The sequence below is a fragment of the Streptomyces graminilatus genome (assembly GCF_001418565.1).
Classification (GTDB): Bacteria; Actinomycetota; Actinomycetes; order Streptomycetales; family Streptomycetaceae; genus Streptomyces; species Streptomyces graminilatus.
This window is the reverse complement of record NZ_LIQQ01000259.1, coordinates 1-13,692: the sequence shown is the minus strand read 5'-3', so window position 1 is coordinate 13,692 and position 13,692 is coordinate 1. Positions and strand designations below refer to the sequence as shown.

At 70.5% G+C, this 13,692-nt stretch carries 11 protein-coding genes and 1 pseudogene; 4 read left to right on the top strand and 8 right to left on the bottom strand.

Features of this window, described 5'->3' with window-relative positions; all coding sequences use genetic code 11:
• The 3 genes and pseudogenes from AOK08_RS47485 to AOK08_RS21895 form a co-directional block, all read left to right on the top strand.
• A pseudogene (locus AOK08_RS47485) lies at positions 1-320 on the top strand (hypothetical protein); the annotation flags it as partial.
• Positions 321-416: 96 nt separating this feature from the next.
• Positions 417-860 carry a roadblock/LC7 domain-containing protein gene (locus AOK08_RS21900; protein ID WP_241827046.1) on the top strand — a complete coding sequence of 148 codons (444 nt, stop codon included), beginning with the start codon at positions 417-419 and terminating at the stop codon, positions 858-860.
• 8 nt (positions 861-868) lie between these two features.
• Positions 869-1,297, top strand: coding sequence for a hypothetical protein (locus tag AOK08_RS21895; protein WP_055528878.1), 429 nt, complete (start codon positions 869-871; stop codon positions 1,295-1,297).
• A gap of 90 nt (positions 1,298-1,387) precedes the next feature.
• Here the strand turns inward: AOK08_RS21895 and AOK08_RS21890 are convergent, their stop codons facing one another.
• The 5 genes from AOK08_RS21890 to AOK08_RS21870 form a co-directional block, all read right to left on the bottom strand.
• Positions 1,388-3,721: an ABC transporter permease gene (locus AOK08_RS21890; RefSeq protein ID WP_055528873.1), complete on the bottom strand. Its 2,334-nt coding sequence runs from the start codon at positions 3,719-3,721 to the stop codon at positions 1,388-1,390.
• Positions 3,718-4,419, bottom strand: a complete 702-nt coding sequence (locus tag AOK08_RS21885) for an ABC transporter ATP-binding protein (RefSeq protein WP_055528868.1) — start codon at positions 4,417-4,419, stop codon at positions 3,718-3,720. The genes AOK08_RS21890 and AOK08_RS21885 overlap by 4 nt, the downstream gene beginning before the upstream one ends.
• Positions 4,416-4,943, bottom strand: coding sequence for a PadR family transcriptional regulator (locus AOK08_RS21880; RefSeq protein ID WP_055528860.1), 528 nt, complete (start codon positions 4,941-4,943; stop codon positions 4,416-4,418). Before AOK08_RS21880 ends, AOK08_RS21885 begins: the two co-directional genes overlap by 4 nt.
• A 123-nt stretch (positions 4,944-5,066) precedes the next feature.
• Complete coding sequence (locus AOK08_RS21875) at positions 5,067-5,339, bottom strand: type II toxin-antitoxin system antitoxin (RefSeq protein ID WP_055528857.1); 273 nt, start codon at positions 5,337-5,339, stop codon at positions 5,067-5,069.
• Positions 5,336-6,259 (bottom strand): SPFH domain-containing protein, encoded by a 924-nt coding sequence (locus AOK08_RS21870; RefSeq protein ID WP_055528852.1) that lies wholly within the window; start codon positions 6,257-6,259, stop codon positions 5,336-5,338. The genes AOK08_RS21875 and AOK08_RS21870 overlap by 4 nt, the downstream gene beginning before the upstream one ends.
• A gap of 264 nt (positions 6,260-6,523) precedes the next feature.
• On the opposite strand from AOK08_RS21870, the gene AOK08_RS21865 reads away from it, so the two are divergent.
• Entirely contained in the window at positions 6,524-8,968 is a 2,445-nt protein-coding gene (locus AOK08_RS21865) for a transglycosylase domain-containing protein (RefSeq protein WP_055528850.1), read from the top strand.
• Between the two features lie 81 nt (positions 8,969-9,049).
• On the opposite strand, the gene AOK08_RS21860 is transcribed toward AOK08_RS21865, so the two are convergent.
• From AOK08_RS21860 to AOK08_RS21850, 3 genes are all read right to left on the bottom strand, one after another.
• Positions 9,050-11,152 carry a SpoIIE family protein phosphatase gene (locus tag AOK08_RS21860; RefSeq protein WP_107101013.1) on the bottom strand — a complete coding sequence of 701 codons (2,103 nt, stop codon included), beginning with the start codon at positions 11,150-11,152 and terminating at the stop codon, positions 9,050-9,052.
• A 580-nt stretch (positions 11,153-11,732) separates the two neighbouring features.
• Positions 11,733-12,425, bottom strand: a complete 693-nt coding sequence (gene fomD, locus AOK08_RS21855; protein ID WP_198539340.1) for a cytidylyl-2-hydroxypropylphosphonate hydrolase — start codon at positions 12,423-12,425, stop codon at positions 11,733-11,735.
• A gap of 73 nt (positions 12,426-12,498) precedes the next feature.
• A partial coding sequence (locus tag AOK08_RS21850) for a class II fumarate hydratase (RefSeq protein ID WP_055528832.1) occupies positions 12,499-13,692 on the bottom strand: 1,194 nt, incomplete at its 5' end.

The window sequence follows — 13,692 nt, the reverse complement described above, 5'->3', positions numbered from 1 at the left end:
GGCTCCTGGAGTGCGCCGAGGGGGCCACGCCACCGCCGGTCGTACGGGTGCCGGCGGAGGGGCTGTGGCAGCGCAGGCCGCCCGCGCCACCACCGCCCCCGTACGTCGATGCCGCCGTGGTCACCGCGCTCGCCGCCGTCCTCGCCGCCGACGCCCAGCCGCAGCCGTCGCACCGGCCGGCGCCGCCACCGAGGGGCCCCGTTCCCGCGCTGCCCCGCCGCGAACCCGGCGCCAGTGGCATCACCGAATCTCTCGCCCCCGAAAAGCGCGGGACGAGCTGGAAAGGGTTCTTTCGTATGAGGAACGGAACCGCCAAATAAGTCCGGAACCGAGTCAGAGGCTCATGACACGTCATGGGAAGCCCGGGAAGCCCTGGAAAACCATGGAGACCGGAAATTCATAGGGGAGTTGAGTACATGGACCACAAAGCGCTGGCCATGGAAATGCGCGACCTGCGCGAAAAGGTGGACGGAATCACCGACACGGCGATCGCCGCGACCGACGGACTGCTCATAGCGGCGGACACCGCCGAGTCGATCGACCCCGAGGGCCTCGCCGCCATCGCCGCCGCCGGACTCGGCCTCGCCCGCCGGACGGCCCAGGCGACCGGCCAGGGCACCCTGCGCCGGACGGTCACCTACGGCAGCCAGGGCTGCGCCGCCTTCTACGCCGTCGGGGACACCGCGCTGATGGTCGTACTCGGCGACGAGGGCGTGGACCTGGACCGGCTGCACCGGGCGACCCAGCCGGCGCTGCGCCGTATCGGCTCGATCCTCACAGCGACGGAATCACCCGCGACGGAATCACCCGCGACGGAATCACCCGCGACGGAATCAGCCGTGGCGACCGAAGGAGTGTGACGGAAAGGATGGCGACGAAACGCATGACCGCAGGTTTCTCCGACCAGGTCATGAGCCTGGTCAAGGCGCTCCGTACCGATGCCCCCGAGTGTGTCGCGTCCGGGGTGGTCGACATGGCCACCGGGATGCTGCTCTCGTACGAGACGATCGACAACCATCCGCCGGAGGTGCTCGACCTGCTGGCGGGCGCGACCCTCGACCTGTTCCAGGGTCGTACGGTCGTGATGATCGAGGATGTGTTCAAGGAGCGGCGGGGCGTCCAGAGCGACCAGCACTTCTTCCAGGAGATCCTCGTCAACAGCGAGAACCTCACCCACCTGTTCGTGCGGCTGAACGAGCAGCAGGACGTCGTCGCCGTGGTGGTCTGCCGCAAGGCGGTCAACGTGGGCATGCTCTTCGCCCAGGTACGGCGGGTGGTCAAGGAGTACAGCCTCTGAGCGCGCCCTGAGCGGCATGTCAACGGGCCCCTCCCCAGGAAACCGAGGTCCGGGGGAGGGGCCCGTGCGTGACGGGGATGCGGCGGGGCGTTACTCCGTGCGCAGGCCGTCCGGCCGCATCAGCCGCAGCAGCGGCGGCAGACTCAGCGCCGTCACCAGCAGCACGACGCCCCCGCCGATACCGGTCATCGTCAGCACGGCGGCCCAGTCCACATGGACCGCCGTGTTCGTCATCCTCATCAGGACGTAGCCCAGGGTCAGCCCCACCACCGACGACAGCGCCAGCCCCAGCCCGATCGGGATCGCCGTCTGCCACAGCACCGACAGGCTCAGAGTGCGCCGCCGGGTGCCGAAGGCGACCAGGGACGACAGCAGCTTCCGGCGCTCGCGCAACTGCTCCAACTGGGAGACCAGCAGGCTGATCCCGATCAGCAGCAGGACACAGGCGGAGCCGACGAACAGGCCGGTGCGGATCGTCTCGAACTGCTTGGCGCGGGTGCTCGACGTCCAGGTCACGGGCTCCGCGAGCCGGTCGAAACGCGCCACGGTGTTCCGGACGTGGTCGCGGGCGTCCGCCACCTCGGGGTCGAGGCTGATGAGGATCGTCCCGGCCGCCTGCGCCATGACCCGCTCGGGCAGGGCGCCCGGTGTGGCCAGGATGCCGCCGTGCACGGTCCCGGACGGGTCGTCCATCGCGTCGGCCTGCTGGACGGTCCCCGGCACCGTCCAGGCGACCGACGGGCGCACGGTCCGGGTGTAGGACGGGCTGACGTACAACTTGTGGCCGGGCTTGACGAGTTGGAGCGTGCCCGGCTCGTCGTAGTCGGTGCCCCGCACGGTGAAGAGGTCACCGTCGCGGCATGAGGGGAGTCTGCCCAGGACACGCAGCGTGGCGCAGTCCCCGATGGTCAACTCCAGGTTTTTCTCGGGATCCTTGGCCTTCTCGCCGACCGAACCACGGGACATCACGATGACCTTCCGGACCCCCTCGGTCCCGGCGAGCTGCCGGCCGGCCGAGAGGACCGACACGCTGTCCGGCGTGTCGACCGCCATCTGGGCCTGCGTGAGGTCCAGGTCGCTGGGGGTCGTGTAGCCGCCGGCGACCCCCGAGAAGAACATCTGAAGCGCGATCGCCCCGGCCACCGCCACCGCGATGCCGTTCACCATGCGGGCCGCCGTACCGCTGCTCAACTGGAGCCGTCGGACGGCCAGTTGCCAGGAGAGCGCGCCGGAGGCGAGCCGGGCGACCGTCGCCTCGACGACCCACGGCAGGAGCGCGGTCACCCCGATGAGCAGCAGCGTGACACCGGTGATGACCAGGAGGTCGTTGAACCGGCCGGAGTCCCTGCCCTGCCCGATCATGGGGTAGAGCGCCGCGATCCCGCCCAGCGGCATCAGCAGCCGCCACCACAGCCGACGGCGCGGAGGCCGGGCCGTACGCACCACACCGAGCGGTTCGATCACCACACCGCGCAGTGCGAGCAGGGTGACCAGCACCGCGGCCACCGGCACGGCGACCCCGACCAGGACGGCCAGCGCGGGCGTCGGATTCAGGTCGTGGGGGAACACGTTCACGTCGAAGAGGTTGAAGTGGCCGGCCGCCTGACGGCCGATCAGGAAGAAGACGACACCGAAGCCGAGCCCGACCCCGGCGCCCGCGGCGGCCTCACCCGCGGCGATCCGCCGGGTCATCATGCTGTCGGCCCCGACCAGCCGCAGCGCGGCGAGGCGCCGGTCGCGCCGCTCACCGCCGAACCGTACGGCCGTGGCGATGAAGACACCGACCGGCATCAGCAGCACCAGGAAGACGACGAGGGTGAGCAGGATCAGTACGGGATCCATCTTCTCGGACGTCGGATGCAGGTCCCCGAACCGGTCGATCCGTGACACCGTGCCGCCGTTGATGCGCCCCGCGAGGTCGTCGGCGCCCCGGTAGAAGGCGAGTTCGGCAGGGCCTACGAGCCCGTTGTCGCCGATGGTGCCGACGATCCGGTCCGGCAGCCGGTCCCGCAGCAGCTTGCCGTCGCCGGACGTCAGCAGCCGTCCGAGAGCGGGCGAGACGAACATCTCCCCGGCCGCCGGAAACCTGTCGATACCGGGCGGCAGGGGCGCCCGTGCCCCCTCGGGCTGCAATTCACCTCCGCTCACCTCGTCCAGACGGAAGGTCGTGTCGGCGCGCGCGATGATCAGCGTGTTGTCGGCCTTCGGCATCTGCTGGTCGACGTACAGGTTGTACGCACGGGCCTCCGAGCGCGCGCCCCGGGCCGACAGCGCGCTCGGGATGGCGGTCGTCAGCAGCAGCAGCGCCACCCCGAGCCCGACCCCGACGGCCGTCAGCAGGACCCGCATCCAGCCCTCGCGCCCACCCGTGAAGGCGAACCGGACCCCCATGCCCAGGTCCCGTACGGCCTGCCGCCCGTTCATACGACGCGCTCCATGTCCCGCGACCTGCCGTCCCGTACGACGATCTCACGGTCCGAGTAGGCGGCCACCCGTGCCTCGTGCGTGACGAGTACGACGGCCGCGTTGGTCGACCGGGCCGCCTCGGTGAGCAGCTCCATCACGCGCTCGCCGTTGAGCGAGTCGAGGGCCCCCGTGGGCTCGTCGGCGAACAGCACCCGTGGGCCGGTGACCAACGCCCGTGCGACCGCGACCCGTTGCCCCTGGCCGCCGGAGACCTCGCCGGGCCGCTTGCGCCTGAGGTCGTCGACTTCAAGGCGTTCCATCCAGGTCAGCGCGGCCCGCTCGGCCTCCTTGCGGGAGGCCCCGTTCAGGCGGAGCGGAAGCGCCACGTTCTCGACGCAGGTCAGCTCGGGCACGAGCTGCCCGAACTGGAACACGAACCCGAACTCGGTGCGCCGCAGGTGACTGCGCTGCGCGTCGCTCATCCCGGCCATCTCGCGGCCGTTGTACGTGATGGACCCCGAGTCGGGCGGCACGATCCCGGCGAGGCAGTGCAGCAGGGTCGACTTGCCGGACCCGGAGGGGCCCATCACGGCGACGACCTCTCCGGGGTGGATCGAGAAGTCGGCGCCGTCGAGCGCGCTGGTCGTGCCGTACGCCTTGTGCAGTTCGCGCGCGACGAGCAGGGAACCGGGCGGGGCGGTCTGCGGAGCGGTCATCGGGACGTCACCACCAGGGCCAGCTTGTCGAGACGCGCGGCGGTCAGCTCCAGCCAGCGCAGATCGGCTTCGAGGTGGAACAGGGCGTGGTCGCAGATGAGCTGGTCGGCGAGGTCGCCCTTGCGCTTGCGGTCGGTCAGGACACGCATCATCCGCAGATGCTCGGCGCGCTGCGTGTCGAGGATGTCACCGGCGTTCCGGTGCGTGAGCAGCGCGAGGACGACCTTGGTGTAGAGGGTCGACTGAAGATACGGCTCGGGCTTCTCGGGTGTCGCGAGCCACCGCTGTACGTCGGTGACGCCGGCGTCGGTGATCGCGTACCGCTTGCGCTCCGGGCCGTCGCCGGCCTCGATGCCGTCGACCTCGACGAGGCCGTTCCTCAACAGCCGGGACATCGTCGAATAGACCTGCCCGTAGTGCAGCGGGCGGTCGTGACCGAACTTCTCGTCGAAGGCCCGCTTCAGGTCGTAACCGTGTCGCGGGCCGGACTCCAGGAGCCCCAGAAGGGTGTGACCGATGGACATGCAGACGACTATACGCACGGGGTATACCTGGCATGTATACCCCGTGCGTATAGGTGCGATGAGTACGCAGGTGGGGGCCCATTGTCACAGTTCCGTCACCGGGTTTCGCCGGTGAGGAACCCCTCAATCCGGCGTCGGGCCGGTGGGGGCGGCGCCCCCGGGTGGACGGCCGCGGCGCGGGATGGGGCCCGCCCCGCCGGGCAGCCGGCCCGCCTCCGCCAGCGCCCGCCGCAGCAGGAACTCGATCTGCGCGTTGGCCGAGCGCAGCTCGTCCCCCGCCCAACGGGCCAGCGCCTCGTGGACGGCCGGGTCCAGCCGCAGCAGCACCTGCTTGCGCTGCTGCTGCGGCCGGCGCGCGGGAGCCGCCCCCTCGTCGGGATCCGCGGGAACCGTCACTGGTACAGGGACCCCGCGTTCACGACAGGCTGCGCCGCACGGTCGCCGCACAGCACCACCAGCAGGTTCGACACCATCGCCGCCTTCCGTTCCGAGTCCAGCTCCACGATGTCCTGCTCGGTGAGCCGGGTGAGCGCGGCCTCGACCATCCCCACCGCGCCGTCCACGATCAGCCGCCGCGCCGCGACGACCGCCCCCGCCTGCTGCCGCTGGAGCATCGCCGAGGCGATCTCGGGAGCGTACGCGAGGTGGGTGAAGCGGGACTCTATGATCTGGACACCGGCCGCCGCCACGCGTGCGTGCAGCTCGACGGCCAGCTTCTCGGTGATTTCCTCGGCGTTGCCGCGCAGCGAGAGCCCGTCCTCGTCGTGGGCGTCGTACGGGTATTCGATGGCGATGTGCCGGACGGCCGCCTCGGTCTGGGTGGCCACGAACTTCGCGTAGTTGTCCACCTCGAACGTGGCCTGCGCGGTGTCCTTGACCTTCCACACCACGACCGCCGCGAGCTCGATCGGGTTGCCGTAGGCGTCGTTGACCTTGAGGACGGCCGTCTCGTGGTTGCGTACCCGGGTCGAGATCTTGGTGCGCGAGGTGAGGGGATTGACCCAGCGCAGCCCGTCCTGCCGGATCGTCCCCCGGTACCGCCCGAAGAGCTGGACGACCCGGGCCTCGCCCGGTGCCACCGTGTTCAGGCCGCCCATGGCCACGAAGGCGGCGACGCAGACCAGGATCCCGAGGACTATTAGCGCGGCCTTGGCCCCGTCACCGGAGACGGTCGTCGCGCCGGCGACGGTTGCGGCGCCGAGCGCGACCCCGGCCAGCCCCAGCAGCAGGGCGAGTCCGCCGCCGATGCTGTGGGCCGGGAACTCCCGGATCTGCGGGTCGGGCATCTCGGGCAGGTCGGTGTCGTGTGTGGTCATGGCTGGTGCCCCCGTTTCAAGGCTGTCGCCGCTGGCATCGACGTCGTCGCCGAAGCCTAGCAGCGTTCTAGCTAAGTGATATCACTTTAACGGTCGTGGCAACCTTTCGCGGCCCCCGGAGGTCGGTTCCAGTGGGGCGGGTGCTGATTGTCACGTCCGTAAAAGGGATGATCGAAAGCTCGTCGTCTTATCAGCCGGTGTTAGCTTTCTGAGCTGACCTGAACCACGAACCGGCGCGAAGAAGGAAGCGGAGCGAAGCGACCCATGGGACGAGCGGACGAGAGACGAGCGCGGCAGCAGCGCGGTGGCCGCCGCGCGGCGCCCAAGCGCTCCTCCGGGACCGAGCCGATCGAGACCGCGACCGGAGCACAGACCGGTACCGAGGGCGGCACCGCGACCGCGACGATCGCCCCGGGCCGGGCGGCGAGCAGGGCGGCGGCGCGCGGAAAGGGTGCCAAGGGCGCCAGGAACGGCAAGGAAGGTAAGAGTTTCCTTCGCCGGCTCTTCGGCTGGAAGGTGCTCCTCGGCTCGTTCTTCGGCTTCCTGCTGCTCGGCATGGGCGCCTTCGTCGTGCTGTACCTGATGATCGGCATACCCGCGGGCAACCCCGACGCGGTGCAGGAGAGCAACGTCTACAAGTACAGCGACGGCGCCGTCCTCGCCCGCACCGGCACGGTCAACCGGGAGATCGTTGACCTGGCCGACGTACCCAAGAAGGTTCAGCTGACCTTCGTGGCCGCCGAGAACAAGTCCTTCTACAAAGACGTCGGCATCGACTTCAAGGGCACCGCCCGCGGTCTGATCAACACGCTGTCCGGCAAGGGCAAGCAGGGTGGTTCCACGATCACCCAGCAGTACGTGAAGAACTACTACCTGGACCAGGACCAGACCATCACGCGCAAGCTGAAGGAACTGGTCATCTCGCTGAAGGTGGACCGCAAGAAGTCCAAGGACTTCATCCTCGCCGGCTACATCAACACCAACTACTACGGCCGCGACTCCTACGGCATCCAGGCCGCCGCCCAGGCCTACTACCGCGTCGACGCCAAGAGGCTCTCCGTCGCGCAGGGCGCGTACCTCGCCGCGCTGCTCCAGGCGCCGAGCCAGTACGACTGGGCGGTGGCCTCACCGACCGGCAAGAAGCTGGTCACCGCCCGCTGGAACTACGTACTCGACAACATGGTCGGCCAGGGCTGGCTCGGCAAGTCCGAGCGGGACGCCATGAAGTTCCCGGTGCCGAAGGAGCCGAAGGGCGCCCCGGGCCTGGAGGGCCAGACCGGCTACCTCGTCGACGCCGCCAAGAGGGAACTCGCCAGGCAGCTCGTCGCCAAGGGCGCGGCGGACGACAGCGACAGCGCGAACGCGCTGGTCGACAAGGGCGGCTGGACGATCACGCTCAACATCGACCGGAAGAAGCAGGCCGCGCTGGAGCAGGCCTTCAAGAGCCAGCTCACCAGCAAGCTCGACGGGAAGAAGCGCAAGGTCGACGACCACGTCCAGGCCGGTGCCGCCTCCGTCGACCCGAAGACCGGGCGGGTGCTCGCGCTGTACGGCGGCGCCGACTACTTCAAGCACTACAGAAGCAACGCCACCCGGCGTGACTACCAGCCGGCGTCCACCTTCAAGCCGATCATCCTCGCGGCGGCCATGGAGGAGCAGGCGCACACGCAGGACGGCGACCTGATCACCCCGGACACGAAGTACGACGGCACGAGCGGCCGGCAGGTCGTGTCCGACGGCACGAAGGTCGGCTTCGGCCCGCCGAACGAGGACAACCAGGACTACGGCGACGTCACCGTCCAGACCGCGATGAACAAGTCGATCAACTCGGTGTTCGCGCAGATGGGCGTCGACGTCGGGATGCCCAAGGTCATGAAGATCGCGGACGAACTCGGCCTGGACACCACCGGACTGCAGGCGGTGCCCGCGCAGACCCTGGGCACGATGGGCGCGAGCCCGCTGGAGATGGCCGCCGTCTACGCCACCTTCGACAACCACGGCCGCAAGGTCACCCCGGCGATCATCAAGTCGGCCGAACACAAGGACCGTACGGTCGAGTTCGACTCCCCGATCGGCGAGCAGATCATCACCCGCGAGGCCGCCGACACGGTCACGTCGGTGCTGACGGGCGTGGTCGACGACGGTACGGCCCGCCTCTCGGTGGCCCAGGCGGCGAACCGCGACGGCCAGCAGGTGGCCGGCAAGACGGGTACGTCCGACGAGAACAAGTCGGCCTGGTTCACCGGCTACACGCCCGGACTGGTCACCTCGGTCGGCCTGTTCGGCGAGGACATGAAGGCCAACAAGCAGGTCACCCTGAAGGGCGCCACGGGCCTCATCCAGGCGGGCGGCGGCCGGATCAACGGCGGTGGCTACCCGGCGAAGATCTGGGCGCAGTACACCTTCGGCGCGATGGGCAAGGTGACCAAGTTCGACCTGGAGACCACGCTCGGCGCGGCCGTGCAGCCCACGGCGACCCCGTCGGAGACCCCGTCCGCGACGCCCTCGGAGACCCCGTCCGCGACACCGTCGCCGACGCCCTCCGCGACGCCCTCGCCGACCCCGACCCCGACCCCGTCCCTGACGCCCTCACTGACGCCGTCCCTGACGCCCTCGGAGACCCCGTCGGTCCCGCTCCCGCCACCGACCCCGACGGGCGGCTCGGGGGACGTCACCCCGGATCCGCCGCAGACGGACGGCGGGCTGTAGGTACGCACCTGCGACAACGCGAAGAGAGGGGGCGCCCGGCGATCACCGGGCGCCCCCTCTCTTCGCGTTCCGCCGTTTCGGTCAGCCCCGGCTCAGCTCGAACCAGACCACCTTCCCCGTGCTCAGCCGGGTCGCGCCCCAGCGGCGGGCCAGGCGGTTGACGAGGTACAGGCCCCGGCCGCCCTCGTCCGTGGCGCGGGCCTGGCGCAGGCGCGGCAGTTGCGGGACGTCGTCGCCGACCTCGCAGCGCAGTACGTCGGTCCGCAGCAGCCGCAGCGTGATCGGCTTGGTCGCGTAGCGCACCGCGTTCGTCACGACCTCGCTGACCAGCAGCTCCACCGAGTCCGTCAGCTCCTCCAGGCCCCACCGGGACAGCGCGCGCCGGGCGAGCCGGCGGGCCCGGCCGGGCGCCGCGTCCTCCGGGTCCAGGTACCAGTACGCGACATCGCTCGGCGCGATGCCGTCGAAGCGGGCGGCGAGCAGCGCGATGTCGTCGTCCCGGTCACCCGGACCGAGCATGTCGAGCACCTCGTCGCACAGCGCTTCGAGGGGCGGCGGATGGTCAGGGCCGGTCAGCTGGGCGGTCGCGGCGAGCTTCTCGCGCAACTGCTCTATCCCGGTCCAGACGTCCCGCAGCCGGGACTCGACGAGCCCGTCCGTGTAGAGGAAGAGGGTCGCTCCGGCGGGCGCGTCCAGCTCCACGGCCTCGAAGTCGACGCCCCCGACCCCGATGGGCGCGCCGGACGGCACCTTCAGCACCTCGGCCCGGCCGCCCAGGTGCAGCAGGACGGGCGGCGGGTGGCCGGCGTTGGCGATGGTGATCCGGTGCGACACCGGGTCGTACACCGCGTACAGGCAGGTCGCCATCCGGTCCGTGCCGAGCCGCTGGGCCTGCTCGTCGAGGTGGTGCAGGACCTCCTGCGGGGGCAGGTCGAGCCCGGCGAGGGTCTGTGCGGTCGTCCGCAGCTGGCCCATGATGGCCGCGCTGGTCATGGAGTGCCCCATGACGTCGCCGACGACGAGCGCGACCCGGCTGCCGGGCAGCGGGATGGCGTCGTACCAGTCGCCGCCGACGCGGGCGGTCTCGGCGGCCGGGAGATACCGGGACGCGAGCCGTACGCCCGTCGGGCGCGGCAGGGTCTCCGGGAGCATCGTGCGCTGGAGCTCGTCGGCGATGTAGGCCTCGCGCCCGTACAGCACCGCCTTGTCGATGCCGAGCGCGCTGTGCGTGGCGAGCTGGGCGGCGACGAGGAGATCGTCGTTCTCGAACGGGATGCGGTCCGGGCGGCGCAGGAACAGCGCGGCCCCGATGACCCGGCGCCGGCCGCGCAGCGGGGCGAGGATCGCGCGCTGCCCGTCCGGTACCTCCAGGTCGCAGTTCTCGCCGAGCAGTTCGGGCAGGGCCGCACGGGCGGCGGGCGCGTCCGCGAAGACGGGCCGGACACCGCGCAGCACCTCGGCGAGCGCGCCGCCCGCACGCACCTCGCACAGTTCGGCGCTGACCGGGGACAGCTCGGGCGGCGGCTGCGGGGCCGCCGAGGTCGCCAGGAAGGCGTTGTCGGTGTCCCGGTCCTGCGGCAGCCGGTCGGTACGGCGCAGCCGCAGCACCAGCGGGCCGGTGGGCCGTTCGTCGCCGACCGGCAGCGGGTCGCGCAGATAGACGAGGATCGTGTCGGAGAACGTCGGCACGGTCGCCCGGCACAGCCCCATCACGATCTCGTCGAGGTCGATGCCCCGCGCGATACGCCGGGTGGCCGCGCCCACGAACCGCAGCCGGTCGCCGTCCCGCCGCATCGGCAGGGGAGCACCGGCGGGGTTGCCCTGCCCCGTACGCCGCTCCTTGCCCGTGAGGGCGCTCGCCGCCAGATCGGCGACGGTGCCGCCGCCGACGGGCCCGTTCGGGCTCGCCTGACCGGCCGTGGCGTGGTTCTCGGCGACGTGGTTCTCGGCGACGGCGGGCGCCGGGGCCTGATGGTCCGTCGCGTGGTGGTCCGCCGTGTGCTTCTCAGCGCCCGGCTGGACCGGGATGCTGTCCGGCGCCGGGCGCGGGCGGTGCGCGTCGGGCTCGGTCGACGACGGCTGGTCGGGCTGCGAGTGCTCGGGCCCGGGAGTGGCCGGGGGACCGGCGGGGTTGGGGCCGGTGGAGCCGGACGTACCGGTACCAGTACCCGAGCTGGATGCCATCGCGCCTGTTCCCGCCTCTGTTCCCGCTGTGCCCGCGCCGTGCGCGGCTCTACCGGCGCCACCGACGGTCTCGGGGCTCTCGGAGCCTGTCACGGAACCGGGGGCGGCCTCCAGTCCACCCGCGGCCCCTCCCTGCCCCGTCGTCTGCCCGTGCCCCGCCGTCTGCTTCGGCAGGGGCAGCGCCGCCGCCTCCGGGGAACGCGGAAGCGCCCCGCGGGTGTCCGCGGGGATGTCCGGCCGGCCGGTGCCCGGCCGACTGCGCTCGTGCGAGGTGGGTTGCTCCGTCACGCGTGTCGAATCCATCCGTCCGGGGCTGCGCGCTGTACACGCAGTTGGTCCCGCCGACTTCCCGATACCCGGAATACGTGTCCCAGGAACGGAAAACCGGCGTGGTCAGAGGTTGTTCCTGGTGCACCGGCAGGCCCTGGTCGGCCCGGCCCGCTGCCCTCGTACCCCTCGCTCACGTCCTGCCGCCCCTCGGTGACGTATGGTCAGGCCCGGCGCATGTTCCCGCAGTTACGGTTGTGCGCCCTTGCGGAGGACGATCCTACGGTTGCGCACCGGGGGCGCATCAAGGGTCTCATGACGACATGTGCGCGGGCGTACGGTCCCAGTCCTCCGGCAGTGACGGTACAGCCCACGACGGATCCGGGCGCCAGTGCTGCCAGCCATCCGCGAACGGCGCGCCCCAGGCACGGATCACCTCGACCGCCGAACGGCCCGCTTCCCTTACCCGCTCGGCCAGTTGGGCGTCCATCAGGCCGGCCTGCTGGGCCTGCGCGAACTCGTCCTCGTCGCGCCATTCCCAAGTCCTGTCGGGATTCACGGTGATGTCGAGGAAATGGTCCTCGGAGTCGACACCACCGGCCCAACGGGCAAGCGGCTCCTCCAGGTTCACGTACCAGTTCTTGAACCGCCAGCCCGGTTCCCAGAACAGCCACACCGACCAGGGCTCGGCGGGCCGCGCCAGCTTCAGCACCCCGGTGCCGAACCAGCGGTCGCGCTGCACGGTCCGGGGCTTGGTGTACCGCGACTCCAGCGGCTCCACATGCACGGGCGTACCGTCGGCGAGCACGGGCTTGACGCACTCGGTACCGGGCGCCATCCATACCGCGAGCAGCTCCGGATCGTCCCGTACGACGGTGACGGGACGCGCGATGTGGAAGCGCTCGCCGGAGTTCTCCCGGTAACGCCAAAGGATCTGACTCCCGGGGGACCAGTACGCAGCCGATCCGCCCGCTTCCACTCGTCTCACCGCTCCGTCGTCTGTCATGGAGAGATATTAGGTGCCCCGGGCACGCGACGCTGCGGTGCGCGTCAAGGTTCTCGCCAGTGGCCGGATGACGTTACGGGCGCGTCATCCGCAGGACATCAAGCGCGCTGTCCAACTCCTCAAGGGTGAGATCACCGCGCTCCACGTACCCCGATTCCAGGACCACTTGGCGAATCGTCTTCTGCTCGGCGAGCGACTTCTTGGCGACCTTGGCCGCCTCCTCGTATCCGATGTACTTGTTCAGCGGTGTGACCACGGAGGGCGACGACTCGGCGTACTCGCGGGCCCGCTCCCGATGGGCGACGATCCCGTCGACGGTCCGATCGGCAAGCAGCCGCGAGACGTTGGCGAGCAGCCGCACGGACTCAAGAACATTCTTGGCGATGACCGGCAGCATGACATTCAGCTCGAAGTTCCCGGCGGCACCGGCGGTGGTGACGGTGACGTCATTGCCGATGACCTGCGCGGCGACCATGAGCACGGCCTCGGGAATGACCGGATTCACCTTGCCGGGCATGATCGAGGAGCCGGGCTGGAGATCGGGGAGCGAGATCTCCGCGAGCCCGGTGCGCGGCCCCGAGGCCATCCACCGCAGATCATTGGCGATCTTCGTCAGCCCCACGGCGATGGTCCGCAGCTGCCCACTGGTCTCGACGATCCCGTCCCGCGCGCCCTGCGCCTCGAAGTGATCGCGGGCCTCGGTGAGGGGCAGCCCGGTGGACCGGGCGACTTCCCCGATCACGGCGGCGGAGAACCCGGGCGGCGTGTTGATCCCGGTCCCGACGGCGGTCCCGCCCAGGGGCAGCTCGGCGAGCCGGGGCAGGGAGGCACGCAGCCGCTCCACGCCGTACCGCACCTGGGCGGCGTACCCTCCGAACTCCTGCCCGAGGGTCACGGGCGTGGCGTCCATGAGATGGGTACGCCCCGACTTCACGACGTCGGCGAACTCCGCGGACTTGCGGGTGAGGGCGTCGGCGAGATGATCAAGAGCGGGAATGAGCTCACGCGTGACAGCGGCGGTGGCGGCGATGTGAATGGAGGACGGAAACACGTCGTTGGACGACTGCGAGGCGTTGACGTGATCATTGGGATGTACGTCTCTCCCCAGCCGCTCGCTCGCGAGGCTGGCGATGACCTCGTTGGCGTTCATGTTGGACGAGGTCCCGGACCCGGTCTGGAACACGTCGACGGGAAAGTGCTCGTCCCAGTCACCGGCGGCGACCTCACCGGCCGCCTCCTGGATGGCCTCGGCGATGTCCTTGCCGAT

Excerpts from the sequence above, each read along its gene's own strand:
- AOK08_RS21900 (WP_241827046.1), top strand. The coding sequence starts at position 417 with ATGGACCACAAAGCGCTGGCCATGGAAATGCGCGACCTGCGCGAAAAG.
- AOK08_RS21895 (WP_055528878.1), top strand. The coding sequence starts at position 869 with ATGGCGACGAAACGCATGACCGCAGGTTTCTCCGACCAGGTCATGAGC.
- AOK08_RS21890 (WP_055528873.1), bottom strand. The coding sequence starts at position 3,721 with ATGAACGGGCGGCAGGCCGTACGGGACCTGGGCATGGGGGTCCGGTTC.
- AOK08_RS21885 (WP_055528868.1), bottom strand. The coding sequence starts at position 4,419 with ATGACCGCTCCGCAGACCGCCCCGCCCGGTTCCCTGCTCGTCGCGCGC.
- AOK08_RS21880 (WP_055528860.1), bottom strand. The coding sequence starts at position 4,943 with ATGTCCATCGGTCACACCCTTCTGGGGCTCCTGGAGTCCGGCCCGCGA.
- AOK08_RS21870 (WP_055528852.1), bottom strand. The coding sequence starts at position 6,259 with ATGACCACACACGACACCGACCTGCCCGAGATGCCCGACCCGCAGATC.
- AOK08_RS21865 (WP_055528850.1), top strand. The coding sequence starts at position 6,524 with ATGGGACGAGCGGACGAGAGACGAGCGCGGCAGCAGCGCGGTGGCCGC.
- AOK08_RS21860 (WP_107101013.1), bottom strand. The coding sequence starts at position 11,152 with ATGGCATCCAGCTCGGGTACTGGTACCGGTACGTCCGGCTCCACCGGC.
- fomD (WP_198539340.1), bottom strand. The coding sequence starts at position 12,425 with ATGACAGACGACGGAGCGGTGAGACGAGTGGAAGCGGGCGGATCGGCT.